This is a genomic window from Streptomyces sp. NPDC079020 (assembly GCF_044542225.1).
In the GTDB taxonomy this organism is placed as follows: Bacteria; Actinomycetota; Actinomycetes; order Streptomycetales; family Streptomycetaceae; genus Streptomyces.
On sequence record NZ_JBITUB010000017.1, the window covers coordinates 24,882 to 50,742 of the forward strand.

Annotated in this window: 23 protein-coding genes and 1 pseudogene; 15 read left to right on the forward strand and 9 right to left on the reverse strand. The window is 71.2% G+C overall.

From position 1 onward, the window contains the following. Positions 1-46: 46 nt before the first annotated feature. Entirely contained in the window at positions 47-1,123 is a 1,077-nt protein-coding gene (locus ACIGJO_RS29255; protein WP_399963175.1) for a glycoside hydrolase family 5 protein, read from the reverse strand. Positions 1,124-1,300: 177 nt separating this feature from the next. Between ACIGJO_RS29255 and ACIGJO_RS29260 the strand changes: the two genes are divergently transcribed. The 3 genes from ACIGJO_RS29260 to ACIGJO_RS29270 all read left to right on the forward strand — a co-directional run bounded on the left by ACIGJO_RS29260 (position 1,301) and on the right by ACIGJO_RS29270 (position 5,061). After that, positions 1,301-2,809, forward strand: coding sequence for an MFS transporter (locus ACIGJO_RS29260; RefSeq protein ID WP_399963177.1), 1,509 nt, complete (start codon positions 1,301-1,303; stop codon positions 2,807-2,809). After that, complete coding sequence (locus tag ACIGJO_RS29265) at positions 2,806-3,837, forward strand: glutathione S-transferase family protein (RefSeq protein ID WP_399963179.1); 1,032 nt, start codon at positions 2,806-2,808, stop codon at positions 3,835-3,837. Before ACIGJO_RS29260 ends, ACIGJO_RS29265 begins: the two co-directional genes overlap by 4 nt. Positions 3,838-3,927: 90 nt before the next feature. After that, complete coding sequence (locus ACIGJO_RS29270; RefSeq protein ID WP_399963181.1) at positions 3,928-5,061, forward strand: winged helix DNA-binding domain-containing protein; 1,134 nt, start codon at positions 3,928-3,930, stop codon at positions 5,059-5,061. Positions 5,062-5,101: 40 nt separating this feature from the next. Here ACIGJO_RS29270 and ACIGJO_RS29275 read toward each other — a convergent pair whose 3' ends face one another. Then, entirely contained in the window at positions 5,102-5,944 is an 843-nt protein-coding gene (locus ACIGJO_RS29275) for a response regulator transcription factor (protein ID WP_399963183.1), read from the reverse strand. 110 nt (positions 5,945-6,054) lie between these two features. On the opposite strand from ACIGJO_RS29275, the gene ACIGJO_RS29280 reads away from it, so the two are divergent. Together ACIGJO_RS29280 and ACIGJO_RS29285 are read left to right on the forward strand one after the other, a co-directional pair. Further along, a complete protein-coding gene (locus ACIGJO_RS29280) occupies positions 6,055-7,755 on the forward strand; it encodes an AMP-binding protein (RefSeq protein ID WP_399963185.1) in 1,701 nt (566 codons plus the stop codon). After that, entirely contained in the window at positions 7,752-9,359 is a 1,608-nt protein-coding gene (locus tag ACIGJO_RS29285) for an AMP-binding protein (RefSeq protein ID WP_399963187.1), read from the forward strand. Before ACIGJO_RS29280 ends, ACIGJO_RS29285 begins: the two co-directional genes overlap by 4 nt. Before the next feature lie 40 nt (positions 9,360-9,399). On the opposite strand, the gene ACIGJO_RS29290 is transcribed toward ACIGJO_RS29285, so the two are convergent. From ACIGJO_RS29290 to ACIGJO_RS29300, 3 genes are all read right to left on the reverse strand, one after another. Continuing rightward, positions 9,400-9,597 carry a hypothetical protein gene (locus tag ACIGJO_RS29290; protein WP_399963405.1) on the reverse strand — a complete coding sequence of 66 codons (198 nt, stop codon included), beginning with the start codon at positions 9,595-9,597 and terminating at the stop codon, positions 9,400-9,402. A 162-nt stretch (positions 9,598-9,759) separates the two neighbouring features. Next, on the reverse strand, positions 9,760-10,278 hold the full coding sequence (locus ACIGJO_RS29295; RefSeq protein WP_399963189.1) for a GNAT family N-acetyltransferase: 519 nt from the start codon (positions 10,276-10,278) through the stop codon (positions 9,760-9,762). A 73-nt stretch (positions 10,279-10,351) separates the two neighbouring features. After that, the gene (locus ACIGJO_RS29300) at positions 10,352-11,101 is read right to left on the reverse strand and encodes a hypothetical protein (protein WP_399963191.1); all 750 of its coding nucleotides are present in this window, start codon (positions 11,099-11,101) and stop codon (positions 10,352-10,354) included. Positions 11,102-11,416: 315 nt separating this feature from the next. Here ACIGJO_RS29300 and gcl point away from each other — a divergent pair, with 315 nt between their 5' ends. Further along, positions 11,417-13,201, forward strand: a complete 1,785-nt coding sequence (gcl, locus tag ACIGJO_RS29305) for a glyoxylate carboligase (protein WP_399963193.1) — start codon at positions 11,417-11,419, stop codon at positions 13,199-13,201. A gap of 358 nt (positions 13,202-13,559) precedes the next feature. On the opposite strand, the gene ACIGJO_RS29310 is transcribed toward gcl, so the two are convergent. From ACIGJO_RS29310 to ACIGJO_RS29320, 3 genes are all read right to left on the reverse strand, one after another. Further along, entirely contained in the window at positions 13,560-15,017 is a 1,458-nt protein-coding gene (locus ACIGJO_RS29310) for a catalase (RefSeq protein WP_399963195.1), read from the reverse strand. Positions 15,018-15,206: 189 nt separating this feature from the next. Further along, positions 15,207-16,100: a 2-hydroxy-3-oxopropionate reductase gene (locus tag ACIGJO_RS29315; protein WP_399963198.1), complete on the reverse strand. Its 894-nt coding sequence runs from the start codon at positions 16,098-16,100 to the stop codon at positions 15,207-15,209. Between the two features lie 49 nt (positions 16,101-16,149). Continuing rightward, positions 16,150-16,971 carry a TIM barrel protein gene (locus ACIGJO_RS29320; protein ID WP_399963200.1) on the reverse strand — a complete coding sequence of 274 codons (822 nt, stop codon included), beginning with the start codon at positions 16,969-16,971 and terminating at the stop codon, positions 16,150-16,152. A gap of 227 nt (positions 16,972-17,198) precedes the next feature. On the opposite strand from ACIGJO_RS29320, the gene ACIGJO_RS29325 reads away from it, so the two are divergent. From ACIGJO_RS29325 to ACIGJO_RS29365, 9 genes and pseudogenes are all read left to right on the forward strand, one after another. Continuing rightward, positions 17,199-18,362, forward strand: coding sequence for a lactonase family protein (locus ACIGJO_RS29325; protein WP_399963202.1), 1,164 nt, complete (start codon positions 17,199-17,201; stop codon positions 18,360-18,362). Between the two features lie 122 nt (positions 18,363-18,484). Next, entirely contained in the window at positions 18,485-18,724 is a 240-nt protein-coding gene (locus tag ACIGJO_RS29330; RefSeq protein WP_399963407.1) for a hypothetical protein, read from the forward strand. After that, complete coding sequence (locus tag ACIGJO_RS29335; protein ID WP_399963204.1) at positions 18,721-19,116, forward strand: helix-turn-helix domain-containing protein; 396 nt, start codon at positions 18,721-18,723, stop codon at positions 19,114-19,116. Before ACIGJO_RS29330 ends, ACIGJO_RS29335 begins: the two co-directional genes overlap by 4 nt. 155 nt (positions 19,117-19,271) lie before the next feature. Further along, positions 19,272-19,778, forward strand: coding sequence for a 2-oxo-4-hydroxy-4-carboxy-5-ureidoimidazoline decarboxylase (uraD, locus tag ACIGJO_RS29340; RefSeq protein ID WP_399963206.1), 507 nt, complete (start codon positions 19,272-19,274; stop codon positions 19,776-19,778). Positions 19,779-19,821: 43 nt separating this feature from the next. Then, positions 19,822-20,208: a hydroxyisourate hydrolase gene (gene uraH / locus ACIGJO_RS29345; RefSeq protein WP_399963208.1), complete on the forward strand. Its 387-nt coding sequence runs from the start codon at positions 19,822-19,824 to the stop codon at positions 20,206-20,208. 5 nt (positions 20,209-20,213) lie between these two features. Beyond that, positions 20,214-21,137 (forward strand): factor-independent urate hydroxylase, encoded by a 924-nt coding sequence (gene pucL / locus ACIGJO_RS29350; RefSeq protein ID WP_399963210.1) that lies wholly within the window; start codon positions 20,214-20,216, stop codon positions 21,135-21,137. A 67-nt stretch (positions 21,138-21,204) separates the two neighbouring features. Then, positions 21,205-21,387, forward strand: a pseudogene (locus ACIGJO_RS29355) (purine permease); the annotation flags it as partial. A gap of 112 nt (positions 21,388-21,499) precedes the next feature. Then, positions 21,500-22,888 (forward strand): 8-oxoguanine deaminase, encoded by a 1,389-nt coding sequence (locus tag ACIGJO_RS29360; RefSeq protein ID WP_399963212.1) that lies wholly within the window; start codon positions 21,500-21,502, stop codon positions 22,886-22,888. Positions 22,889-23,235: 347 nt separating this feature from the next. Then, a complete protein-coding gene (locus ACIGJO_RS29365) occupies positions 23,236-24,654 on the forward strand; it encodes a nucleobase:cation symporter-2 family protein (protein ID WP_399963214.1) in 1,419 nt (472 codons plus the stop codon). A gap of 134 nt (positions 24,655-24,788) precedes the next feature. On the opposite strand, the gene ACIGJO_RS29370 is transcribed toward ACIGJO_RS29365, so the two are convergent. Continuing rightward, positions 24,789-25,706: a chitosanase gene (locus ACIGJO_RS29370; protein WP_399963216.1), complete on the reverse strand. Its 918-nt coding sequence runs from the start codon at positions 25,704-25,706 to the stop codon at positions 24,789-24,791. Positions 25,707-25,861 lie beyond the last annotated feature (155 nt).

Genomic DNA, 25,861 nt, shown 5'->3' on the forward strand with positions numbered 1-25,861 from the left:
GATGTGCCCGGCGGTGTGTCCGCCCGGAGCGTGTCCGGCCCGGATGTCACTGGCGGATGCGCTCGCGGATCCAGACCCCGGCCGGCTTCAGGACCGACGTGCCGGTCCACTGGCTGCCGTCGCAGGTGCCGGTCTTGAACACCGCACCGGAGCGGTCGTCGTCCGAGTAGTTCCAGTTGGTCCAGGAGATCTTCTTGCGCTTCATCAGGTCGAGGTAGCGCTGCGACATCGCGAAGTCGTCCGCACCCTCGCCCGCGTAGTTCTGCGTCCCGAACTCCGTGACGAAGACGGGCAGTTCGTCGGAGGCCCGGTCCAGGGTTTCCAGGTACTCGTCCTGGTGCGAGGCGGCGTAGAAGTGGAATGTGTACATGATGTTCGAGGCCTTGACCGGGTTGTTGACGACCTCCTGCTCGTCCGCGCCCTCGGAGACGCCGAACGAGGACCAGGCGCGCGTGCCGACCAGGACCACCGCGTCGGGATCCTGGGCCCGGATGACCGGGATGATCTTCTCCGCGTACGACTTGACCGCCGACCAGCTCACCCCGGAGGGCTCGTTGGCGATCTCGTAGAGCACGCCGGGGTTGTCCTTGTACTTCTTCGCCATCGCCGTGAAGAAGGTCTTCGCCCGGCTGAGGTTGTAGTTCGGGTCGCCCGGGTCGAGCATGTGCCAGTCGATCACCGCGTACATGCCCCGCGCATGGGCCATGTCGACGAACTTCTGCGCACGGGCGGTGAAGCCCTGCGGGTCGGTCTCGTACCCGTCCTCCTGTACGTAGGTGGAGATCCGCAGGACATCGGCGCGCCAGTCGGTGGCCAGGGCGTCGAGCGAGCCGTTGGTGACGCACTGGGCGTACCACTGGGTGCCGTGCGTGCTCATGCCGTTGAGCTGGACCGCCTGGCCCGAGGCGTTGCAGAGCTGCAGGCCGCAGACCTTCAGCTGGCCGTTCGCGGCCAGGGGGGTCGCGGCGGCGGGGGCGGGGGCCGGGGCGGCGCCCGCCGGGACCGGGGCCAGCAGGGCGGTACCGAGTGCGAGGGCGGCCGCGCCGAGGAGCGCGGCACGGGTACGGCCGTGGCGTCGGGACGAGGCCTGCGGCTGGGTGGGGGGAGTGGTGCGCTGGTGCATGGTGGTGCTCCCGTCGGGGGTCGGTGGAAGGGAGGCGCCATGTCGGCAGACTGAAAGTAAAGGTCCTTTCCGATTCCCGTCAACAGTGTTGGGAAACTTTCCTAACGATTAACCGGAGTGCGCTGATCCGGTCGCCCCGTATGGAGGAAAACCGGGCCGAGCCCTAGGGTGCGAAACATGGCAGAGAGCGCGGCGCACGCCGAGCCGGCGGGGCGCGGTGCGGGACCCGGCCCCGACTCCGGCGGCCCCGACCCCCGGCGCTGGCGCGCACTCGCCGTCTGTCTGGTGGCGGGGTTCATGACGCTGCTGGACGTCTCCATCGTCAATGTGGCCCTGCCGTCGATCAAAGAAGGGCTGCACACCCCCGAGTCCGACCTCCAATGGGTGGTCTCCGGCTATGCCCTCGCCTTCGGGCTCTTCCTGATCCCCGCGGGCCGGCTGGGGGACGCGCGCGGGCGCCGGGCGGTGTTCCTGGCCGGGCTCGCGCTCTTCACCCTGTCGTCGGCCGCCTGCGGGGCCGCCCAGTCCAGCCTCTGGCTGGTGATCGCCCGACTGGTCCAGGGCATGGCGGGCGGTCTGCTCTCCCCGCAGATCTCCGCGCTGATCCAGCAGATGTTCTCCGGCCGGGAACGGGGCCGGGCGTTCGGCATGTTCGGCACCGTCGTCGGGATCTCCACCGCCGTCGGGCCGCTGCTCGGCGGTCTGCTGATCCAGGGCGCCGGGGCGTCCGGGGGCTGGCGCTGGGTGTTCTACGTCAACCTCCCGCTCGGCGTCGTCTGCTATCTGCTCGCCCGGCGGCTGCTCCCGGACACCCCCTCGGCGTCCCGGGTCCGGCTGCGCGACCTCGACCCCGTCGGAGTCGTCCTCCTGGGTGCGGGAGTACTGGCCCTGCTGCTGCCGTTCGTCCAGGCCCAGCAGTGGCCCGGCAACGCCAAGTGGCTCTTCGTGGTCCTGGCGGCCGTACTGCTGGCGGCGTTCACCGGCTGGGAGTCGCGGTGCGCGGCACGCTCCGTCCAACCGGTCCTGGACCTCTCGCTGTTCCGGCTGCGGTCCTACTGGCTGGGCTGCCTGATGATCCTCGTGTACTTCGCGGGATTCACCTCGATCTTCTTCATCACGACCCTCTACCTCCAGTCGGGGCTGCACTACTCCGCCCTGGAGGCCGGTCTCGCCATCACCCCCTTCGCCCTGGGCTCGGGTGTGTCCGCCGGGATCGGCGGCCGGCTGGTCGGCCGCTACGGACGCCCCCTCATCGTGACCGGCCTGGTCATGGTCACGGTGGGGCTCGCCGCCACCGCGCTCGCCGCCCATCTGGTGCCGGGGCGGTCCGTGGGCTGGGCGATGGCGGCCCCGCTGCTCCTCGCCGGAGTCGGCAGCGGACTGGTCATCGCCCCGAACCAGACGCTGACCCTGGCCGAGGTGCCGGTGGCCAACGCCGGAAGCGCCGGGGGCACGCTCCAGACCGGCCAGCGCGTCGGCTCCGCCATCGGGATCGCCGCCGTCGGCTCGGTGTTCTTCTCCCAGGTGGACACCGACGGCTGGGCAGCCGCCTATGACCACGGCCTCGTCGTCTCGGTCGCGTTCGTCCTGGCCGGGCTCATCGTCGCCCTGGCCGACGTGGGGTCCGCGCGACGGGCCGGACGCCGTACGGAGAAAGCCACGAGCCCATCGAGGAGTGCGGTATGAGCAACACCCGGGATGGCGAACCGAACACGAACACCTCGTACGGCCACAAGCCCTTCAAACGCTCCCGGAGCCATTTCGCCGACCGCATCACCGCCGACGGCCGCGACGGCTGGCCGGTGGAGGCCGGCCGCTACCGGCTCGTCGTCAGCCGCGCCTGCCCGTGGGCGAGCCGGGCGCTCGTCTCGCGGCGCCTCCTGGGCCTGGAGAACGCCCTGTCGCTCGCCGTCGCCGACCCGATCCAGGACGACCGCAGCTGGCGCTTCACCCTGGACGAGGGCGGCCGCGACCCGGTCCTGGGCATCCGCTACCTGAGCGAGGCGTACGACGCACGCGAGCGCGGCTATCCCGGCGGGGTCAGTGTGCCCGCCGTCGTGGACGTACCGAGCGGCAGGCTCGTCACCAATGACTTCCAGCGGATCACCCTCGACCTCGCCACCGAATGGACGGCGCTGCACCGCCCCGGCGCACCCGACCTCTACCCGGAGCCGCTGCGCGACGAGATCGACGAGGTGATGGACGGCATCTACCGGGACGTCAACAACGGTGTCTACCGGGCCGGCTTCGCCGACAGCCAGGAGTCCTACGAAGCCGCGTACACCGATGTGTTCCGCCGCCTCGACCTGGTCTCCGCACGTCTGTCCGGCCGCCGCTACCTGGTCGGGGACACGATCACGGAGGCGGACATCCGGCTGTTCACCACCCTGGTGCGCTTCGACGCCGTCTACCACGGGCACTTCAAGTGCAACCGTACGAAGCTCACCGAGGACCCCGTCCTGTGGGCGTACGCCAGGGACCTCTACACCACGCCCGGTTTCGGCGACACGGTCGACTTCGACCACATCAAGCGGCACTACTACCAGGTGCACACCGGCATCAACCCCACCGGCATCGTGCCGCTCGGCCCCGACCTGTCCGGCTGGCTGGGCCCGCACTACCGGGAGGAGCTGGGCGGCCGTCCGTTCGGCGACGGAACGGCACCGGGCCCCGTACCGCCCACCGAACAGGTACCGGCGCGCGGACGGCCCTGAACGGGGCCGCGCGTACAGCGGTCGACGGGCGGCCCGGAACGGGGGGTGGCCCTCGCCGCCCCGCGGCGGCGGCCCGCGTAACGTGCCCACATGGCCGCCACGACGAACCCGTCCCACCGCTCCCCGGTGCTCTCCGTCCGCGCGCTCAACCGCGCCACCCTGGAGCGCCAGCTCCTGCTGCGCCGGGCCGCCCTGTCCGCCGGGGACGCCGTGGCGCACCTGGTCGGGCTCCAGGCCCAGAACACCAGGCCGCCCTACTTCCAGCTCTTCTCCCGGCTCGAAGAGTTCGACCCCGCCGAGCTCTCCGCGCTGATGGAGTCCCGCGAAGTGGTCCGGATCGTCACCCTCCGGTCCACCATCCACACCCACACCGCCGACGACGCCCTCACCCTGCGCCCGCTGGTCCAGGCGGCCCGCGACCGGGAGCTGAGGACCTTCCGCCGGGGCCTCGCGGGAGTGGACATCGGCCGGCTCGCCGCGATCAGCCGGGCACTCGTCGAGGAACGGCCCCGTACCAACAAGGAGCTGCGCGCGGCCCTGCTCACCGAATGGCCGGACGCCGATCCGCAGGCCCTCTCGGTGGCCGCCCGGTGCACCCTGCCCCTGGTCCAGGTGACCCCGCGCGGGCTGTGGGACAGAAGCGGGCAGGTCGAGCTGACCACCGTCGAGCACTGGCTCGGCCGCCCCGCGCAGCCCGTCCCCGCACCCGACGCCACCGTCCTGCGCTACCTCGGCGCCTTCGGACCCGCCTCCGTGAAGGACATGCAGACCTGGGCGGGGCTGACCCGGCTGCGGGAGGTCTTCGAACGGCTGCGGCCCGAGCTGCGCACCTTCCGCGACGAGAACGGCGTCGAACTCTTCGACCTTCCCGACGCCCCGCGCCCCGGCCCCGACACCCCGGCACCGCCGCGCTTCCTGCCCGAGTTCGACAACGTCCTGCTCGGCCACGCCGACCGGGCCCGCGTGATCCCGCCCGCGTACAAGGGGCGCAACGGGGTGGGGAACCAGTCCTACGGAACCGTCCTGGTCGACGGGTTCCTCGCCGCCGTCTGGCGCGTCGAGCGGACCGGGGACAGGGCGACCCTCACGGTGCAGCCGCTCGGCAGGCTCGGGAGCGCGGAACGCGACGCCGTCACCGAGGAGGCCGTACGGATGCTGTCCGTGATGACGGACGCGACGGCCCACGACGTCCGGTTCGCCGCCTTCCTCGACTTCGGGGACTGACGGGGCCCACCGGGCCGCACGGGCCGCCGGGCGGGTGCGCTCAGGGCAGGAGCCCCGCCCGGCGCGCCGCCACCACCGCTTCGAGCCGGGTGTGGGCCCCGAGCTTGCGCATCGCGGAACGCAGATACCCCTTCACGGTCTCCGGCCGCAGCCCCAGCCGCTTCGCCGCCGCCGCGTTCGTCGCTCCGGCCGCCACACAGGCGATGACGTCCACCTCGCGCGGCGCCAGCTGCACCGTCCGGGCCGCCGGGACCCGCGCCCCGGACGCCGAGGCCAGACGCGCGCACACCGTGAGCAGCTCCTCCCGCAGCACCGGGTCGCCGATCCTCGGGGCCAGGGCACGCAGCTCGCGGTGCGCCTCGCGGACGTTCTCCCAGGCACCCGGGCCCGTGTGCGGATCGGTCACCTGCTCCCGGGTGGCCGCCAGGAGCTGCTGCACCTCGTCCCGTACCGCGAGTGCCTGCTCCACATCGCGTGCCGCCGCCACCGCCGCGTCGAACGTACGGTCCCCGAGCGTGACCGGCTCCCGCAGCGCCCCGTACAGCAGGCCCCGCACCCTCCGCCGCACCACGACCGGCACCGCGACGACCGAACGCAGGCCCTCGGCCGCGACGGCCGTGTCGTACTCATGGCTGATGTGGCGCGAGGAGGCGTAGTCCGTCACCGCGCACGGCCGCGACAGGGCGATCGACTTGCCGCCGAGCCCGCTGCCGGCCGAGATGACCAGCCCCCGCAGCGCGCTCGTCTGCGCCCCGTTCAGCTCGATGATGCGGGCGTGGCGCGCGTCGGACAGCAGCCCGCCGAAGGCCACCGGAAGCCCGCTGGAGCGGCGCAGCCGCAGCAGCGCGGCCTGCATCTCGACCGTATCGACCGATTCGGGCACGTTGACGTCTCTCCGCCCTGTTCGTACCACCCCCGTCCGGGGGTGGTGAGACCTGGGTCACTGTTTACATGATGTTAAGCGACCGGTCCGGTCCGCAATGAGGAGGGCACATGTCGGCAACCAGTGCGACGGAGACGTTCCGGGCCGCCCGGGACTTTCTGCTGGAACACCGTGAGGACTACGCGAAGGCGTACGAGGGCTTCCGCTGGCCCCGGTCCGATCACTTCAACTGGGCGCTCGACTGGTTCGACGTCATCGCCGAGAACAACGACCGCACCGCCCTGCACATCGTGGAGGAGGACGGCCGGCGCACCGAGGTGTCCTTCGCCCGGATGTCCGCCCGCTCCAACCAGGCCGCGAACTGGCTCCGGGCCCAGGGCGTCCGGGAGGGCGACCGCATCCTCGTCATGCTCGGCAACCAGGCCGAGCTGTGGGAGACGGCGCTGGCCGCGATGAAGCTGCGCGCCGTCGTCATCCCCGCCACACCGCTGCTGGGCCCCGTCGACCTGCGCGACCGCGTCGAGCGCGGCCGGGTCCGCCATGTGCTCGTGCGGGCGGCGGACACGGCGAAGTTCGACGAGGTGCCCGGCGGCTACACCCGGATCGCCGTCGGCGGCGCGGGCGGGAGCGACGCGGAGGCGGGCGTGGCGGGATGGCTGTCGTACGCGGGAGCCGACGACCAGGCCACGACGTTCACGGCGGACCGGGAGACCGACGCCGACGAACCGCTGATGCTCTACTTCACCTCCGGCACGACCGCCCGCCCCAAGCTGGTCGAGCACACCCATGTCTCCTACCCCGTGGGGCACTTGTCGACGATGTACTGGATCGGCCTCAAGCCCGGAGACGTGCATCTGAACATCTCCTCGCCGGGCTGGGCCAAGCACGCCTGGTCGAACCTCTTCGCCCCGTGGAGCGCCGAGGCCACCGTCTTCATCTTCAACTACACCCGCTTCGACGCGGCCCGGCTGATGGCGGAGATGGACCGCTCGGCCGTCACCAGCTTCTGCGCGCCGCCCACCGTGTGGCGGATGCTGATCCAGGCCGACCTCTCCCAGCTGAAGAATCCGCCGCGCGAGGTCGTGGCGGCCGGCGAACCGCTCAACCCCGAGGTCATCGAGACGGTGCGGCGTGAATGGGGCGTCACCATCCGGGACGGCTTCGGCCAGACCGAGACCGCCGTCCAGGTCGCGAACACCCCCGGCCAGCTTCTGAAGTCCGGGTCCATGGGGCGTCCCAGCCCCGGCTTCACGGTGGAGCTCCTCGACCCGGTCAGCGGTGAGCCCGGCGCCGCCGAGGGCGAGATCTCCCTCGACCTCTCCACTCATCCCGTCGGACTGATGACCGGCTACCACGGCGACCCGGACCGTACCGCCGAGGCCATGGCGGGCGGTTACTACCGCACCGGTGACATCGGCGCCCGGGACGAGGACGGCTACATCACCTACATCGGCCGCGCCGACGATGTGTTCAAGGCCTCCGACTACAAGATCTCGCCGTTCGAGCTGGAGAGCGCGCTGCTGGAGCACGAGGCGGTCGCCGAGGCCGCCGTCGTCCCCGCGCCGGACCCGGTCAGGCTCGCCGTGCCGAAGGCGTACATCGTGCTGGCCGAGGGCTGGGAGCCCGGCCCGGACACGGCCAGGATGCTGTTCGACCACTCCAGGTCGGTGCTCGCCCCGTACAAGCGCATCCGCCGGCTGGAGTTCGCCGATCTGCCCAAGACCGTCTCGGGCAAGATCCGCCGCATCGAACTGCGCGAGCGCACCGCCCGGGGCACCGGCACCGAATTCGCCGAGGGGGACCTGCGATGAACGAACCGTCCTACGCGCACGGCACCGGCACCACCGCCCTGCTCGGCGACACCATCGGCCGCAACCTCGACCGGGCGATCGAGGCGCACGGCTCGCGCGAGGCACTGGTCGACATGGAATCCGGCCGCCGCTGGACGTACGCCGAATTCGGCGCCGATGTCGAGGAACTGGCCCGCGCCCTGATGGCGTCCGGGGTGGCCAAGGGCGACCGGGTCGGGATCTGGGCCGTCAACTGCCCGGAATGGGTGCTCGTGCAGTACGCGACGGCCCGCATCGGCGCCGTCATGGTCAACATCAACCCCGCCTACCGGGCGCACGAGCTGGAGTTCGTCCTCAACCAGGCCGGCATCTCCCTGCTCGTCGCCTCGCTCGCCCACCGCACCAGCGACTACCGCGCGCTCGTCGGCCAGGTACGCGGCAACTGCCCGTCCCTGCGCGCCGTCCACTACATCGGCGACCCCTCCTGGGACGCGCTCGTCTCCGCCGCGCCGTCCATATCCGCCGGTCAGCTCGCCGTGCGCGAAGCGGAGCTGTCCTGCGACGACCCGATCAACATCCAGTACACCTCGGGCACGACCGGCTTCCCGAAGGGCGCGACGCTCTCCCACCACAACATCCTCAACAACGGGTACTTCGTCGGGGAACAGATCGCCTACACCGAACAGGACCGGGTCTGTCTGCCGGTGCCCTTCTACCACTGCTTCGGCATGGTGATGGGCAATCTCGGCACCACCTCGCACGGCGCCTGCATCGTGATCCCGGGCCCCTCCTTCGAAGCCGCCGCAGTCCTCACGGCGGTCCAGCAGGAGCGCTGTACCTCGCTCTACGGCGTCCCCACGATGTTCATCGCCGAGCTGAACCTGCCCGGCTTCGCCTCGTACGACCTCTCCTCGCTGCGCACCGGGATCATGGCCGGGTCCCCCTGCCCGGTCGAGGTGATGAAGCGGGTCGTCGCCGAGATGCACATGGACGAGGTGTCCATCTGCTACGGGATGACGGAGACGTCCCCGGTCTCCACCCAGACCCGCCGCGACGACGATCTGGAACGCCGCACCGGCACGGTCGGGCGGGTGCTGCCGCACATCGAGATCAAGGTGGTCGACCCGGTGAGCGGGGTGACCCTGCCGCGCGGTGAGGCGGGTGAGCTGTGCACCCGGGGCTACAGCGTGATGCTCGGCTACTGGGAGCAGCCCGGCCGGACGGCCGAGGTGATCGACGCGGGCCGCTGGATGCACACCGGGGATCTCGCGGTGATGCGCGAGGACGGCTATGTCCAGGTCGTCGGCCGGATCAAGGACATGATCATCCGGGGCGGCGAGAACGTGTATCCGCGGGAGATCGAGGAGTTCCTCCACGGCCATCCGAAGATCGCCGACGTCCAGGTGGTGGGGGTGCCGGACGAGCGGTACGGAGAGGAGATCCTGGCCTGCGTCATCCCCCGCGCCCCGGCCGATCCGCCGACGCTGGAGGAGGTGGACGCGTACTGCCGGGAGCGGTTGGCGCACTACAAGATCCCGCGCGCGCTCAGGATCCTGGACTCCTTCCCGATGACGGTCAGCGGGAAGGTACGGAAGATCGAACTGCGCGAGACCTACGGCCGCTGACGGCCGTCCCGTCACCGGGAGGCGGACGCGGACCGGTGGATCAGGCGGCCTCGATGACGTCGGGGCCGCCCGTCCGGGTCGCCGCCGCCCACTCGATCAGCAGGACCTCGTACTTCGCGGACTCCACGGACGACCACTCCTGACCCGCTCGCGCGTCGACGAGCGCGCGAATGGCCTCGTTCGCCGCGTCGGCCGACGCGGGCGCGGACGGGAGCCCGTCAGCGGGGGCCGACGGCAGCCCGGAGGACGGCGCGGACGCGGAAGCGGACGGGGACGCCGGTCGGGCGGGGGTGGACGGTATGGGGCGCCGAGGAGTTAAGACCATGCGCTGAGCTTACTTGCCGCCACTGACAGCGACATCACTGCCGTGCCCCGAAGTCCTGAACCGGTCCGGCGCGGCTCAGGGTTCGCGGCGCATGCAGACCCGTGGCCAGCGGTCCAGGCCGTGTTCCGCCTCCTCCGCCCTGATCTTGCGCAGGCCGTCGGTGAGTTCGCTCTCCCTGAGTGTCCGGAAACCGATGCGTGTGTAGTACGGGGCGTTCCACGGGACGTCGGTGAACGTGGTCAGGGTGAGGGCCACCGGCTGCCGCTCGGCCGCCCAGGAGGCGAGATGTTCGATCAGCGCGCGGCCGACGCCCCGGCGGGCGGCGGCCGGATCGACCGAGACCTGTTCGATGTGGAACGCGCCGTCGACGGGATCGGCGATCAGATACCCGGCCGGACGGTCGTCGGCCTCCGGGAGGGCGCCGGTGGCGACCCAGCAGCGGCCGGCGCGGCGGTATCCGTCCAGGACGTCGAGCGGCGGCGGGTCGTCATCGGCGATGGATGCCATGCCGAGGGTGCGGAAGGGTTCGCCCGCGGCACGTTCGATGTCCTGGAGCAGGGGGAGGTCAGAACCTCTGGCGAGGCGGATACGCATGCGTCCAGTATGGCGAGCGGGCGCGGCCGCCGGTATCCGGCGAGGTACCGGACGCGGGCGAGGGGCACCGGACTCAGGCGCCGGTGCTGATCAGCTCGTCCGCCGGGCTGTTCACCGGCTGCGGTGTCCCGGTGGGATCCATGAGGAAGAGCGGTACGCCCAGGGTGTCCGCGCGTGACCTGGCCTCCCGCGTGTAGCCGGCCAGGGAGAAGAAGACGCCCGCCACCGACGCGTTCAGGGCGTTCAGCCAGAGGCACTCGACGTCGCGAAGGTCGGTCGGCCGGGCGCTCGCGTCGACCTGGGCGACGACTCCGGTGGCCCACAGGTCGATCCGGGACGCGGGCCGCTTCTCCGGCTGGACGATGTCCTGGTAGCCCAGCCACTGCAGATACCGGGCGGCCGCGCTCACCGCGTCCCGGCCGTTACGGATCGTCAGCGGGCGGAACGACGGGCGCGGATGGGCGGCCGTGCGCGGCAGCGGGATATGGGCGGGGCCGTTGCCGGGGTCGGGCGCCGCGGGTCCGGACCCGGCCGCGTCGGGCGTCCCCGGCTCCACCGCCGTCGTCACCGGGCGCACCGGAACCCGCAGAACGGCCCCGCACGGGCAGCACAGCTCCGGCTGCGGCCACTGGTCCAGGCGGCCGCAGTCGGCGCAGCGCGCCGTCACCCAGTCGTCGTCCCAGGTGCGGTGCGTGACCGGCTCGACCGGCGCGTCGCGCAGCAGCGGCGGCACGACGGGGGAGCCGCACGGACAGGGGTAGGCCGGCGCGGTGTACACGTGGCCGCGTCCGCAGGCCGGGCACCGCAGCTGCACGGACTCCACGATCGTCTCCCTCCCGCGCGGGCCTGCCGGGCGCCCGCGTTCCGCGGCTTCGGCGGCACGCCTGCCGTCGCCTCCGCCGCGGCGCGCCCTCGTCCCGCCCATCGTCTACCAAGAGCGAGGCCTTGGGGAGGGAATCGCCCGACTTCATGCGGCCCGGCGACGGCGTGCCCGCCTGACGGCGCACTCTCTTGACGGCGCGCGGGCCGCGTCCTAGATTACTTCCGTATGACAGAATCAAACTTCCGTAATGCGGAATTGGTGCTCTCGGGTGGCGCGACAGAGCCCGACTCCACCCAGCCCGAGCAGGAGCACTCAATGCCTCGTATGACCGCTGCCCGAGCGGCAGTCGAGATCCTCAAGCGCGAAGGTGTCCGTCACGCGTTCGGTGTGCCGGGTGCGGCGATCAACCCGTTCTACGCGGCCCTCAAGGCGTCCGGCGGGGTCCACCACACCCTGGCCCGGCACGTCGAGGGCGCCTCCCACATGGCGGAGGGGTACACCCGCGCCGGGGCGGGGAACATCGGTGTCTGCATCGGTACGTCGGGCCCGGCGGGCACGGACATGATCACCGGCCTGTACTCCGCCATCGCCGACTCCGTCCCGATCCTCTGCGTCACCGGCCAGGCCCCGACAGCGGTCCTGCACAAGGAGGACTTCCAGGCCGTCGACATCGCGTCCATCGCCGGGCCGGTCACCAAGGCCGCGACCACGGTGCTGGAGGCCGCCCAGGTCCCCGGTGTCTTCCAGCGGGCCTTCCACCTGATGCGCACCGGCCGGCCCGGTCCGGTCCTCGTCGACCTGCCGATCGATGTGCAGCTCACCGAGATCGAGTTCGACCCCGACCTGTACGAGCCCCTGCCGGTCCACAGGCCCGCCGCGTCCCGCGAGCAGATCGAGCGGGCCGTCGAGATGCTGAACGCCTCCGAGCGCCCGCTGCTCGTCGCGGGCGGCGGCGTCATCAACGCCGACGCCTCCGCCCTGCTGGTGGAGTTCGCCGAGCTGACCGGCGTCCCGGTCGTCCCGACCCTGATGGGCTGGGGCGTCCTCGCCGACGACCACGAGCTGAACGCCGGAATGGTGGGCCTGCAGACCTCGCACCGCTACGGCAACGCGACCTTCCTGGAATCCGACTTCGTCCTCGGCATCGGCAACCGCTGGGCCAACCGCCACACCGGCGGGCTGGACGTCTACACCCGGGGCCGTACGTTCGTCCACGTCGACATCGAGCCCACCCAGCTCGGCAGGATCTTCGCCCCCGATCTCGGCATCGCCTCCGACGCCGGGGCAGCGCTGGAGCTCTTCATCGAGGTGGCGCGCGAACGGAAGGCGGCGGGCCGGCTCAAGGACCGCTCGGCCTGGGCCGCCTCCGCACAGGAGCGCAGGGCCACGCTCCAGCGCCGGACCCACTTCGACAACGTGCCCCTCAAGCCGCAGCGCGTGTACGAGGAGATGAACCGGGCGTTCGGGCCCGAGACCCGCTACGTCACCACCATCGGGCTCTCCCAGATCGCCGGCGCGCAGATGCTGCACGTCTTCAGGCCGCGCCACTGGATCAACTGCGGCCAGGCGGGCCCGCTCGGCTGGACGATCCCGGCGGCGCTGGGTGTGGCCACCGCGGACCCGGACGGTTCGGTGGTCGCGCTCTCGGGTGACTACGACTTCCAGTTCATGCTGGAGGAGCTGGCCGTGGGCGCGCAGCACCGCATCCCGTACGTCCATGTCCTGGTCAACAACTCCTACCTGGGGCTCATCCGCCAGGCCCAGCGCAACTTCGGCATCGACTTCCAGGTCAACCTGGAGTTCGAGAACCTCAACTCGCCGGAGCTCGGCGCCTACGGCGTCGACCACGTCAAGGTCGTGGAGGGCCTCGGCTGCAAGGCGATCCGGGTGACCGAGCCGGACCGGCTGCTGCCGGCCTTCGAGGAGGCGAAGAAGCTCGCCGCGGAGTTCCGGGTGCCGGTGGTCGTCGAGGCGATCCTGGAGCGCGTCACGAACATCGCGATGAGCGGCACCGACATCGCCTCGGTCAACGAGTTCGAGGACATCGCGACGGAGCCGGGCCACGCGCCCACCGCGATCCGCCCCCTCGCGGCGTCCTGACCCGGAGCCGCACCCGGCCCCTTCCCTCCTGGAATCCCCGGGGGAAGGGGCCTTTCCGCTGTCCGCCCCCTGCCCGCCCCTGCCCGCGGACATGACGGAAGGGCGCGGAGCACGGATGGCATCCGTACTCCGCGCCCTCGCGCGGAAAGAACCATGGGGAACGGGGTGGAGCGGGCGGAACAGGGGCCGCGGCGCCGGCGACGGGTCCGCGACGGCCGCCTCCCTCAGGTCGGAAGACGGGGCCCGGACCCTTCACCACCGCACTGGCGTCGCCCGGCCGCCGCGGCCTCGGCCCGCCCGCGCCGCGCGGACCCCTCATCCGGGTGCGCGGCGCGGGCAGGGCTCCGGGAGTGGAGGCTCAGTCCTCGCGCAGGGCGTGGACCGCCTCCTCCACGCGCCGTCCGTAGTCGGCGTCGGCGGCGTGGAAGTGGGCGAGGTTCTTCTCGATCACATCGTCGCGGGTGACCTGCGAGAGGCCCCCGGCGATGTTGGCGACCAGCCGCCCCTTCTCGTCCTCGGACATCAGCCGGAACAGCTCGCCCGCCTGGAAGAAGTCGTCGTCCTCGGTGTGGGCGGGCGCCTCGTGGGTGCCGGTCCAGCCGTGGACGGCGAACGGGGCGGCGAGCGCCGCTCCGGTCTGCGCGGGACCGTCGTACGAGTTGGGCTCGTAGTTCCTGTCGTGGCGCGAGCCGTTGCGGGTGGCCATCAGGCCGTCGCGGCCGTAGTTGTCCGCGGGGGCGGCCTTGGGGGCGTTGACCGGGAGCTGGGTGTGGTTGACGCCCAGCCGGTAGCGGTGCGCGTCCGCGTAGGCGAACAGCCTGCCCTGGAGCATCTTGTCCGGGGAGGGGCCGATGCCGGGCACGAAGTTGTTCGGGGAGAACGCGGCCTGCTCGACCTCGGCGAAGACGTTGTCCGGGTTGCGGTCCAGGACGAGCCGGCCGACCCGCTGGAGCGGGTAGTCGCTGTGCGGCCAGACCTTGGTCAGATCGAACGGGTTGAAGCGGTAACCGGCGGCCTCGGCGGCGGGCATGACCTGCACGTACAGCGTCCAGGACGGGTTGACGCCGCGCTCGATGGCCTGGAGCAGGTCCGTCTGGTGCGAGCAGGCGTCCTTGCCGGCCAGTTCGGCGGCCTGGTCCGCGGAGAGGGAGCGCACTCCCTGGTTCGTCTTGAAGTGGTACTTGACGAAGAAGGCTTCGCCCCGGGCGTTCGTCCACTGGTAGGTGTGCGAGCCGTAGCCGTTCATATGGCGGTACGAGGCGGGGATGCCGCGGTCGCCCATCAGCCAGGTGACCTGGTGCGTGGCCTCGGGGGCGTGCGCCCAGAAGTCCCAGACGTTGTCCGGCTCCTGCCTGCCGGTGAACGGGTCGCGCTTCTGCGAGTGGATGAAGTCGGGGAACTTGATCGGGTCCTTGATGAAGAACACCGGGGTGTTGTTGCCGACGAGATCGTAATTGCCCTCGTCCGTGTAGAACTTGAGGGCGAAGCCGCGCGGGTCCCGGACGGCGTCGGCGCCGCCCAGGGAGTCGGCCACCGTGGAGAACCGTATGAACGTCTCGGTGCGGCGGCCCACTTCGGAGAGAAAGCCGGCGCGGGTGAACCCGGTGACATCGTCGGTCACCTCGAAGCAGCCGTAGGCGCCGGAGCCGCGGGCGTGCACCACACGCTCCGGGATGCGCTCACGGTTGAAGCGGGCGAGCTTCTCCAGGAGGTGCTGGTCCTGGAGGAGGACCGGTCCACCGACGCCGGCGGTGGCGGAGTTCTGGTTGTCGGCGACCGGGGCGCCTGACTCGGTCGTGAGCACACGCTTAGCCATATGTCGGGATGACCTTCCGTACGGAGCTGCTGACGGCTTGGGGAGCGTAGGTTCGCCGGGAACGGCACGTCAACAGTTTGTTGAAAGTGAAGGAAGTGGGTCCGGGCCGCGGTGGCGCCTGGGCGCGACAAGACAGGTGTCAGCGCCACCGCGGCCCGGAGTTCGGGGGCCCCGGGCGGGTCCGGGGGGTCAGGCCTGCGCGCCGGAGAGGCGCTCGACGGAGCGCAGCAGGGCCGAGTGGTCCAGCCCGCCGTCGCCCTGTGCGCGCAGGGAGGCCACCAGTTGGGCGACGACGGCTCCGACGGGCAGCGCGGCACCCACAGCGCGGGCGGCGTCCGTGACGATGCCCAGGTCCTTGTGGTGCAGATCGATCCGGAAGCCCGGCGCGAAGTCGCGCGTGAGGAAGTTGTCCTTCTTGCGGGTCAGCACGGTCGAACCGGCCAGTCCTCCGTTGAGGACGTCGAGCGCGGCGGCGAGGTCGACCCCGGACTTCTCCAGGAAGACGACGGCCTCGGCGCACGCCTGGATGTTGACCGCGACGATCAGCTGGTTGGCGGCCTTCACCGTCTGGCCGGAGCCGTGCGGGCCGCAGAGGACGATCGTCCTGCCCAGCGCTTCGAGCAGCGGCCGGGCCGCGTCGAAGTCGGCCTGTTCGCCGCCGGCCATGATCGACAGCACGGCCTCGACGGCGCCGGCCTCGCCGCCGGACACCGGGGCGTCCAGCACGCGGATGCCCTTGTCCCGGGCGTTGTCCGCGAGGTCCACGGAGGTCTGCGGGGTGATCGAGGACATGTCGATCAGCAGCGCGCCGCGCCTGGCGTTCTCCAGGATGCCCCCGGGGCCGTACGCGATGGCCTCGACCTGAGGGGAGGCGGGCACCATCGTGACGACGACATCGGCGTCCGCGACCGCTTCGGCGATCGAGGAGGCGCCCTTGCCGCCCGCCGCGACCAGGCGGTCGATCTTGTCCTGCTCCAGGGTGTACCCGGTGACGTCGTAACCGGCCCTGATCAGGTTCTCGGACATGGGGGAGCCCATGATGCCGAGCCCGATCCACGCAACCTTGGGGAGGTCGTTGCTCATGAGGGTGCCTTCCTGGAGAACGGGTGCAGGGGAGGGGGTGCGGCGGCCCCTACCGGGGGAGCCACGCGAAGGACTCGGCGCTCGGCCGGTCGCCCGGCTTGTACTCCAGGCCGACCCAGCCCGCGTAGCCGGCCCCGGCCAGCTCGTCCAGGAGCCGCTCCAGCGGCAGCGACCCGGTGCCCGGCGCGCCGCGTCCCGGGTTGTCGGCGATCTGCACATGGCCGGTCTTCGCGGCGTACGCCGTGATCACCTGGCTCAGGTCCTCGCCGTTCATCGACAGGTGGTAGAGGTCCAGCAGGAACTTCGCGTTCCCCAGGTCCGTCGCCGCGTTGACCCGGTCGACGATCCCGATCCCGGCCGGTGCGCTCACCAGCGGGTAGCGCGGCGACTCCGGCTCGTTCAGGGTCTCGATCAGCAGGACCGCCCCGATCCGGTCGGCGGCCCGGGCGGCCATCACCAGGTTCTCCAGGGCGAGTTCGTCCTGCGCGGCCGGGTCCACGCCGTCGACCCGGTTGCCGTACAGCGCGTTGAGGGCCCTGCAGCCGACCGAGGCGGCGAACGCGGCCGCCACCTCGATGTTGGCGCGGAAGCGGTCCGACTCCGGGCCGGGCACGGAGAGCGCGCCGCGGTCGGGGCCGGGCAGCTGTCCGGCGTAGAAGTTCAGTCCCACCAGCTGGGTGCCGGCGTCGTCGAGCGCCTTCTTGAGCGCGTCGAGCTCGGCCTGCGGCGGGGTGGGGGTCCCGGTCCAGGGCCACCACAGCTCGACCGCGGTGAAGCCCGCCGCGGCGGCTGCCGCGGGGCGCTCCAGGAGCGGGAGCTCCGTGAAGAGGATCGAAAGGTTCACATCGAAGCGCTGGTCCGGGTATCCCATGAGGGGTTCGGTGCTCCTTCCGTATTGCGGAAGTTAGTTTCTGCTTAACGGAAGATTGCCCGGCGGGCGATGAGGCTGTCAAGGGGGTGCCCGAAATTCGGCGTCCGCCGCCTCCGCGTACTGTCCGCGGGGCGTCCGCCGCGTGGGTCCCCTTGCTGCCGGGCCCCGGACCGGGCCAGGGTGGCTGCGCATCCGAAGCAACCGCCCCCCCACACGAGGTGCCTCGCATGAATCACACCGACACCACCCGCCGCGGCCTTCTCGGAGCCCTGCTGGCGGGTGCCGCCCTGTCCGCCGCCCCCGCACCGCCCGCCCGCGCCGCGGCGGCTTCCATGCCCGCGGCCGCCCCGCGCGCCACCCGGCCGCTCCTCCTCGGTACGTACACCTCGGACCAGGGCGGCGGCACCGGGATCGGCACCGCCACGTACGACACCACCACCGGTGCGCTCACCACCGGTCCCGTGATCGTCGGCGTCGACAACCCCTCGTACCTCGCCGCGCACCCCTCCGGCGCCACCGTCTACGCCGTCGACGAGCAGGAGCGCGGCGGCGTGACGGCGATCGCCCTGGCGCCGGACGGGTCCCACCGGGTGCTCGGCACCCGCGGCACCGGCGGGGCCGGTCCCACCCATCTGTCCGTGCACCCCACGGGAAAGTGGCTGCTCAGCGCGAACTACACCTCGGGCAGCGTCGCGGTGCACCCCATCGCCGACGACGGCTCGCTGGGTGAACGCACGGACCTCGTCACCCACACCTCGCCGCCGCCCGGACCCGGCCAGGGCGGGCCGCACGCCCACCAGATCCTCACCTCGCCCGACGGGGGCCATGTCCTCGCCGTCGATCTGGGCAACGACACCGTGTACACCTACCGGCTGGACACGGCCGCCGGGACCCTGGCCGAGGTCTCCCGCGCGGCGCTGAAGCCGGGGGCGGGACCGCGGCATGTCACATTCCACCCCGGCGGGCGCTTCGCCTACCTGGCCTGCGAGCTGGACAACACCACCGTCGTCTGCGGGTACGACCCCGCCACCGGCGCCCTGACGCCCGGAGCCGGTCAGTCCACCGGAACCGGCCCCGGCACCAGCTACCCCGCCCAACTGCTCGTGACCGCCGACGGCGCCTTCGCCTATCTGGCCAACCGGGGGCACAACAGCCTCACCCGTTACGCGGTCGAGCGGGACGGCGCGGCGCTCCGGCTGCTGGACACCGTGCCGGTCCGCGGCGACTTCCCCCGCCAGATCGCCTTCTCCCCGGACGGTGCCCTGCTCTTCGCCGCAAACCAGCGCTCGTCCACCGTCACCGTCTTCCGGGTGGACCGGACCGACGGCACGCTGAGCCCCGCTGGCGAACCGGTGGGCGCCCCGGTGGCCGTCTGCGTGCTGCCGCTCTGAGGCGGCGGCCCGCGGCCGTCCGCCGCCCGCCACCAGCGGGTTAAGGTCGTGGCCGTGCCGCGGGGGCCCGCCTCCGCGGCGGCTGCCGGCAAGGACATCAGGGAGGCACCGTGCGCTTGAGGGTGGAATTCACCACCGAGCCCTTCGATCTCGACGAGGCACCCGCCCACGCGGTGGTGGCCCGTGAGGTCATCCAGTCGGCCGAACTCGACGCGGTGGACGTCGGCCCGTTCGGCAACACGGCGGAAGGGGGCGCGGACGAGGTGCTCACCGCCGTGGACACCCTGCTGCGCGAGGCCCTGGCTTCCGGTGCCACCAGGGTCTCGCTCCAGGTCAATGTGATCGGGGAGGAGGCGCCGTGACCGGATCGGCGGATCGGCACCCGGACGCGGACCACCCCCTGGTCGCCGCGGTGAAGCCGCTCGTGGACGCCATGGGCGCCGAGCTGCTGGGCCCCGAGCTGGCGCAGGCGGACGATGTGGTGCTCGCGTGGGAGGGGGAGGACGTCATCGCCGTACGGCTGCCGCAGCTCTCCGACTCGCTGGACCGCATTCTCGCCGCGATGGAGCGACGGCACGGGATGCCGCTCGCCGAGCTGGACCGCCGGACGAAGCAGTCCGTCGTCCGGGCCCTGGAGGCGCGCGGCGCCTTTTCCGTACGGCATGGAGTGGAGACCGTGGCGGGCGCCCTGGGCGTCAGCCGCTTCACCGTCTACAACTACTTGAATAGGGAAAATGCCGCCAAGGGTGAGTAGTTGAGCGAACAACGAGGAAAGCCGCCGTCCGCATGCCGGGACGGCGGCTTTCTCCGTTCGCGAGATTTCAACAAAGTGTTGACGTGATGTTGCCGAGGGCGTTAGCTATCCGCAGCCCGTACAACGCACAGCGAAGAACAGCCACGGAGGCTCCCGTGACTTCGAGCTCCACACCGGGCCTCGCCCGGTTCAACACCCTGGCGGACAACGAGGCCATCGCCGCGCTGCACGAGGTCTGTGCCAGTGCGGCCTGGGGGAGGGCCGTTCTCTCCCGGCGCCCCTACGCCACAGCCGACGCCCTTCTCGCCGCGAGCGACGCCATCACGGCCGGGCTCACCGCGGCGGACCTGGCCGAAGCGATGGCCGGTCACCCGCCGATCGGCCGCCCGAAGCCCGGGGACCCGGCCTCCTCCCGTGAACAGCGGGGGATGGCCGGTGCCTCCGAGGAGCTCAAGACCGAGATGCTCGAACTGAACCTGGCCTACCAGGAGCGCTTCGGACATGTCTTCCTGATCTGCGCCACCGGCGCCACCGGTGAGCAGATGCGCGACGCTCTGAAGACCCGGACCGGGAACTCTTCCGGGCGGGAGCGCGAGATCGTGCGCACCGAACTGGGCAAGATCAACCGCATCCGGCTGACCCGCCTCGTGCAGGACTCCTGAGAACAACCTCGTACAGCACTCTTGAGAACAAGGAGTGACGGTCTTGAGCACCGACACCACCGCGTCGGTGTCCACACACATCCTGGACACCAGCATCGGCCGCCCCGCCGGGGGCGTCACCGTCTCCCTCGCCGCCCGCGGCGGCGGAGCGGAGTATGTGACGCTCGGCGCGTCCGCGACCGATGCGGACGGGCGCTGCAAGGACCTGCCGGCGCTGCCGGCGGGCACCACCCATGTACGGCTCGTCTTCGACACCGGGTCGTACTTTTCCCGGAAGCAAGCCGAGGCGCAGCAGGACGCCCCCCGCGTAAGGGACAGCGGTGCGTTCTTCCCGGAGGTGGCGATCGCGTTCGCCGTCGAGCCGGGCGAGCATTATCACGTACCGCTGCTGCTCAACCCGTTCGGCTACTCCGTTTACCGAGGGAGCTAGCAGACATGCCCACGATTCTCGGCCAGAACCAGTACGGCAAAGCGGAGAACCGCGTCGTCAGGATCACGCGGGACGGCGACACCCACCACATCAAGGACCTGAACGTCTCGGTCGCCCTCTCCGGCGACATGGACGATGTGCACTACTCCGGCTCCAACGCCCACGTCCTGCCGACCGACACCACGAAGAACACGGTGTACGCGTTCGCCAAGCAGCACGGCATAGAGTCCGCCGAACAGTTCGGCATCCATCTCGCCCGGCACTTCATCACCTCGCAGGAGCCGATCAAGGTCGCCCGGATCAGGATCGAGGAGTACTCCTGGGAGCGCATAGCGACCTCCGACGCCAACTCCAGGTTCATCGGCGCCGACGAGGTCAACCACTCCTTCGTCCGCAGCGGCCAGGAGACCCGCACCACCCAGATCACCTACGACGGCGCGAACTGGCAGATCATCTCGGGGCTCAAGGACCTCACCGTGATGAACTCGACCAACTCCGAGTTCTGGGGCTACGTCAAGGACCGGTACACGACGCTCAAGGAGGCGCACGACCGCATCCTCGCGACCGAGGTGTCCGCCAAGTGGCGGTACAACTGGACCAGCGACGAGCAGCGGATGCCGAACTGGGAGAAGTCCTACGAGCAGGCGCGCAAGCACATGCTCCACGCCTTCGCCGAGACGTACTCCCTCTCGCTCCAGCAGACCCTCTACCAGATGGGTTCGCGCATCATCAACAGCCGCAGCGAGATCGACGAGATCCGCTTCTCGCTGCCCAACAAGCACCACTTCCTGGTGGACCTGGAGCCGTTCGGCCTCACGAACGACAATGAGGTCTACCTCGCGGCCGACCGGCCGTACGGCCTGATCGAGGCCACTGTGCTCCGGGACGGCGTCGAGCCGCAGATCCCGGTCGACATGACCAACCTCTGACACGGCACTGAGCCCGCCTCCGTCCGCCCACAGCCGGGCGGGGGCCGGCCGGCCGGGAGGAACCCCCATGGCACAGCCTGCGACGGGGCCGCCGGAAGGCCCGTGTTCCGCCCCGCCGACCGCCTCCGGCAGCACGGTTCACCCGGTGGGCGAGGAGCTCTTGCCCCCGCGGCCCGTCCCCGCCGCGCTGCGGGACATCGCCGCCATGCACGCGGGACCCGTCACTCCGCCACTGATCACCGGCGGCGCCACCACCCCCTGTTCTTCCACCCTTCGGCACCCACGGCCGCAACGCCGTGGCACTCAAATCCTCCTGGGGTCCTGCCGTGCCCGCATCGCCGATGAGAGAAGAAGGAAGCACCATGGCAGCTTCGGCAGACCCTGAGCGCATCGTCATCGAGAACTGCTCGATCGCGACCGTCGACGCCCACGACACCGAGTACGCCTCGGGGCACATCGTCGTGGCGGGCAACCGCATCGAGTCCGTCGGCGCGGGCAGGGCCCCGGAGGGGCTGGCAGGCGTCGTACGCCGTGTCGACGGCACCGGACACCTCGCGACGCCCGGCCTGGTCAACACCCACCACCACTTCTACCAGTGGATCACCCGGGGTCTGGCGACGGACCACAACCTCTTCGACTGGCTGGTCGCGCTGTACCCGACCTGGGCGCGCGTCGACGAGCCGATGGTCCGCGCCGCCGCCCAGGGCTCCCTGGCGATGATGGCCCGCGGCGGTGTCACCACCGCGATGGATCACCACTACGTCTTCCCCCGGGGCTCCGGCGACCTCTCCGGTGCCATCATCGGAGCCGCCCGCGACATGGGCGTACGGTTCACCCTCGCCCGGGGCTCCATGGACCGCGGCGAGAAGGACGGCGGGCTGCCGCCGGACTTCGCCGTCGAGACGCTGGAGGGTGCGCTCGCCGGGACCGAGGCGGCCATCGACGCCCACCACGACGCCTCGTTCGGCTCGATGACCCGGATCGCCGTCGCCCCCTGCTCGCCGTTCTCCGTCTCCACCGAACTGATGCGGCAGGGAGCCGGGCTGGCCCGCCGTCGCGGCGTCCGGCTGCACACCCACGGTTCCGAGACGGTCGAGGAGGAGCAGTTCTGCAAGGAACTGTTCGGGATGGGGCCGACCGACTACTTCGAGTCGACCGGCTGGCTCGGCGGTGATGTGTGGATGGCGCACTGCGTCCACATGAACGACTCCGACATCGCCGCCTTCGCCCGGACGGGGACGGGCGTCGCCCACTGCCCGTCCTCCAACGCCCGCCTCGCCGCGGGCATCGCCCGGGTCCCCGACATGCTCGCCGCGGGCGTCCCGGTCGGCCTCGGTGTCGACGGCACCGCCTCCAACGAGTCCGGCGAACTCCACACCGAGCTGCGCAACGCCCTGCTGATCAACCGCCTCGGCGCCCACCGCGAGAAGGCCCTGAACGCCCGTCAGGCGCTGCGCCTGGCCACGTACGGCGGTGCCCAGGTCCTCGGACGGGCCGGCCAGATCGGTTCGCTGGAGGCCGGGAAGCTCGCCGACCTGGTGCTCTGGAAGCTGGACACCCTGGCCCACGCCTCCATCGCGGACCCGGTGGCCGCGCTCGTTCTCGGTGCCGCGGCCCCCGTCACCCTCTCCCTCATCGACGGCAGACCCGTCGTCGAGGGGAACCACCTGATCACGGTGGACGAGGACGCGATCGCCCGCGCCACCCGCGACGAGGCCCGGCGCCTCGCGCGGATCACCGCCGGAGCCTGACGCTCCGCGGCCCCCGACCGGCCGGACGAGGGGGACGGCCCACGTCCGGCCGCCGCGGACCCGAGCGGGGTCCACGGCAAGCCGGTCCGCGGGGCGCGCACGCGAACGCGCGCCCCGCGGACCGGTGATGAACGCTGCCCGCGAGACCGCACGGCGCACTCCCGCCGCATCCCCATGGGCACCCGACTGCCGGTGACGTCCCGTCACCCGCGGGAACACCGCCGCCTGTTGAGGGTCGCACCGCAGCGGTACCGCACGACCTGCCGAGAGCCGCACCACCGCACCACTCGCTCCACCTCCCTGACACCCACGTCGCCGACGACGTGTACCCGACCGGAGGAACCGCCGTGGCCGCTAAGCCCAGGTTTCGCAACGAAGCAGTCGCAGGAACCGACCGTAAACACCCGGTCGACGAAACACTCCCACCGCTGAGGATGTTCACCAGCGGGCTCCAGCACGTGGCCGCCATGTACGCCGGAGTGGTGGCCCCGCCCATGATCGTGGGGCCCGCCGTGGGTCTCGACGCCGAGGAGACCGCCTTCCTGATGGGGGCGAGCCTGTTCACCGCGGGCATAGCCACCCTTCTGCAGACGCTCGGCTTCTGGCGCATCGGCGCCCGGCTGCCGTTCGTCAACGGGGTCTCCTTCGCCGGAGTGACCCCGATGGTGGCGATCGGCAAGGACCGCGGGCACGAGGGGATCGCCGTGATCTTCGGCGCGATCATCGTCGCCAGCCTTCTCGGATTCGTCCTCGCCCCGTACTTCGGGAAGCTGGTCCGCTTCTTCCCGCCCGTCGTCACGGGCACCGTGATCACCCTGATCGGTGTCTCGCTGCTCCCGGTGGCCTTCAACTGGTCCCAGGGCGGAAACGCCGCGGCCGACGACTACGGTTCGATGACCAACATCATCATGGCCGCCGGCACCCTCGTGATCGTGCTGGCGCTGCGCAGACTCCTGCGCGGCTTCCTCCAGCAGATCGCGATCCTGCTCGGCCTGGTCATCGGGACTCTGATCGCGATACCCGTCGGCATCACCGACTTCGGTGCCCTCCGGGACGCCGAACCGGTGGGCTTCCCGACGCCGTTCCACTTCGGCGGTCCGCAGTTCGAGATCGCGGCGATCGTCTCCATGTGCATCGTCATGCTGGTCTGCATGACCGAGTCCACCGCGGACATGCTGGCCCTCGGCAAGATCGTCGGGCGCCCGGCGGACGAGCGGACCATCGAGGGCGGGCTGCGGGCCGACACCCTGGGCAGTGCCATCAGCCCGCTGTTCAACGGCTTCATGTGCAGTGCCTTCGCCCAGAACATCGGGCTGGTCGCGATGACCAAGGTCCGCAGCCGGTTCGTCGTCGCCGCGGGCGGCGGCATCCTGATCGTGCTCGGTCTGGTCCCGGTCGCCGCGTCCGTCATCGCACTGGTCCCCCTGCCGGTGCTCGGCGGTGCGGGCATCGTGCTGTTCGGTTCGGTCGCGGCGAGCGGCATCCAGACGCTGGCCACCGCCGCACTGGAGAAGGGCGAGAACGCGCTGATAGTGGCCGCCGCCGTGGGGATCGGCCTGATACCCATCGCCGCGCCGCGGTTCTACCACGCGTTCCCCGAGGACCTGCTCGTCGTCCTGGACTCGGGGATCTCCACCGGCTGCGTCGTGGCGATCCTGCTCAACCTGGCCTTCAACCACCTGGGGCGCAAACCCGAGGGGGCTCAGGAGGAGACCGCCGACGGGGAGCACGCGGTCCCCGCCGCGGCCGGGGCGGGCGTCCACTGAGCGGCCCGCACGGGCGCTGTGGCGCGTACGGCGGTCCTCACGGGTCCGCTCGTACGCGCCACGGGCGTCGACGGGCGGAGTTCCCGTCAGATCCGCTGCGGTGGATCAGCTGCGCTGCGGTGGCCGGGTAAGGGTCAGCCGATGTGGAAGCTGTCCCCGTACACCTTCCAGTCGAGCGGCGGGTCGAGGTCGAGGTTCCCCTTCTTCAGGAACACCCGCTGGGCGGTGTCGACCCGGCTGGTGTCCGAGTGGGCCTCCTCCTGCCGCATCGCCCAGACACGGGCGTCGAGGAAGGCGTTGAGGTACGCCGTCTCGTTGCCGCCCTGCGACGGCGGCTTGGCCTTGGCCAGCGCGCGCTTGCGGATGGAGCTGAAGCTGGTGCTGTCGCCGCCGTCGCCGTGCATCACGATGGCGTCGTAGTAGGTGAACTGGCCGAGCGTGCCGAGGCCGTCGGCCTTGCCCTGCTTGACCGCCGGGTTGAAGTAGACCCGGTCGCGCTCGTCGTTCTGCGCCTGCTTGAACGCCGAGTCGGACGCGGCCTTCACCCAGTCCTTGGTGAAGTTCGGGTCGAGGCCCTCGTGCGAGGGGGTGCCGTCGACCTCGCGCAGCGCGGGCAGGTACTTCGCCAGGACATTGCCCGGCTTGCGGTCGGTGTACAGCTCGACCAGGTCGAGCATGTCGCCGGTGCCGGAGCAGAAGCCGATGATGCCCGCCGTGTAGCCGCGGTCGTCGTCGATGTCCTCGATGTACTTGTACTGCGACTTCCAGTCCAGCGAGGAGTTCTCCGCGCTGGAGACCAGCTGCATGGCGATCTCCTTCTTCGCCGGATCGTCCAGCCCGCTCGCGGCGGCCCTGAGCGGCTGAGCGGCCCGCGCGGGCCGGTCGGACGAAGGGTGGGAGGGGGCGTCGCCGGCGTGGGCGGCGATGGGGATCGCCGTGAGAGCCAGCCCGAGCGTCACGGCGGCGATGCCGACGGGGCGGGTGAGCCGGGTGGTGCGACGTGCGGTGCCGTGTTGGGGGTTGTGCACCTGTCCTCCAGGGGAGTTCGCCATGCCGGAGTTCTGTTAGGAAGCTTTACTATCAGAGTGGCAGGTGTGCCGTACACCCCCTCGGCACAAGTGAGTTGAGGGCGGTGGTCCCGCCGGAATCCGGATACGGAACGGCCCCGCGTCGCGCGAGGTACGCGCGGTGCGGGGCCGGTGGACGG